At 54.4% G+C, this 953-nt stretch carries 1 protein-coding gene and 2 pseudogenes; 2 read left to right on the top strand and 1 reads right to left on the bottom strand.

The features are described 5' to 3' along the window. The first annotated feature begins 96 nt into the window (after positions 1–96). Positions 97–435, top strand: a complete 339-nt coding sequence (locus AAC147_RS14290; protein WP_197056386.1) for a hypothetical protein — start codon at positions 97–99, stop codon at positions 433–435. Beyond that, positions 432–749 (top strand): annotated as a pseudogene (locus AAC147_RS14285) (conjugal transfer protein TraG N-terminal domain-containing protein); the annotation flags it as partial. The gene AAC147_RS14290 and the pseudogene AAC147_RS14285, both read left to right, overlap by 4 nt. Here the strand turns inward: AAC147_RS14285 and AAC147_RS14280 are convergent. Beyond that, positions 747–953: pseudogene (locus AAC147_RS14280) on the bottom strand (conjugal transfer protein TraG N-terminal domain-containing protein); the annotation flags it as partial. The pseudogenes AAC147_RS14285 and AAC147_RS14280 sit on opposite strands and share 3 nt — an antisense overlap.

Below are 953 nucleotides of genomic sequence, written 5' to 3'. Positions count from 1 at the left end.
GCGCATCAACATGCATCCGCAAAAACAGGTGCCGGACAGCACGGATGCGCGTTTTTATCAGCTGGAAATGCCCAATCGTGAGCGCAGGTAAGGCGGATGATGGCAGAGAAGCATTCAGTATTCAGAAAAGGTGTTGCGTTATCACTGGTCATCGCGTTGGTGATGATTATCACTGTAGCGACAGGCTGGGTCGGACTGCATCAGGCAGAAAAACTCACGGAGTTCCGCCACTGGGTGACTCAAACCGGGGGAGTCTGGTTAGTCTGGCGGTCAGGCCTGTATGCCATACTGGGCTGGGGAGGTCAGAAAATCTGGCAAAGGACAAAACATCTGCCGGAATACCGCGCCGTGCTGATACGGATGATGGTGGCCAGCCTGCTGTTTATTCTGCTGGGTGAATATGCCCTGTCAGGCCATGTTGAGGGAACACGATGACGACTAACAGCTATCTGGAATACTTTCTGACATTGCTCGGCTGGGTCGTCAATAACGGATTATGGCACATTCTGATTGCAACCGGGCTGTTTACGCTGCCGTTAGTAATAAAAGTAATTGCTATTTGGCTGAAAGTCAGAGAGTGCGGTGAAGAAGACGGCAATGGCGGGTTACAGTCGCTCGCCCGGACTGAAAATACCCTGTACTGCGCTTTCTGCGTCATGGTGGTGTGTTGTGTGCCGCTGGTGAATGTCAGCCTGACGACTATTCAGTATGACCAATCCCGCGCCAAAAGCTGTGGTACCTGGACACCGAACTTCAAAGCGCAGTTGCCGCAGATCGGGGCGACAGGGAATGGCGGCCACCGCTGCCTGTGTTAATCCTTTTGACAACCGGTGCACCACCGCCCACCAGAGCGGTACAGCCGCCGTCTGATTGTTCAGGCTGGACATCACCGGCGCATAGCCACTGCTTTCCGGCGCTTTCGGTGTCCAGGTACCACAGCTTTTGGCGCGGGA

The sequence above is a fragment of the Xenorhabdus sp. NBAII XenSa04 genome (assembly GCF_963866145.1).
Classification (GTDB): Bacteria; Pseudomonadota; Gammaproteobacteria; order Enterobacterales; family Enterobacteriaceae; genus Xenorhabdus; species Xenorhabdus indica.
This window is presented reverse-complemented; position numbering and strand designations above follow the sequence as displayed.

What these genes read in the sequence shown, in the direction of transcription:
- AAC147_RS14290 (WP_197056386.1), top strand. Translation starts at nt 97, where the DNA reads ATGATGGCAGAGAAGCATTCAGTATTCAGAAAAGGTGTTGCGTTATCA.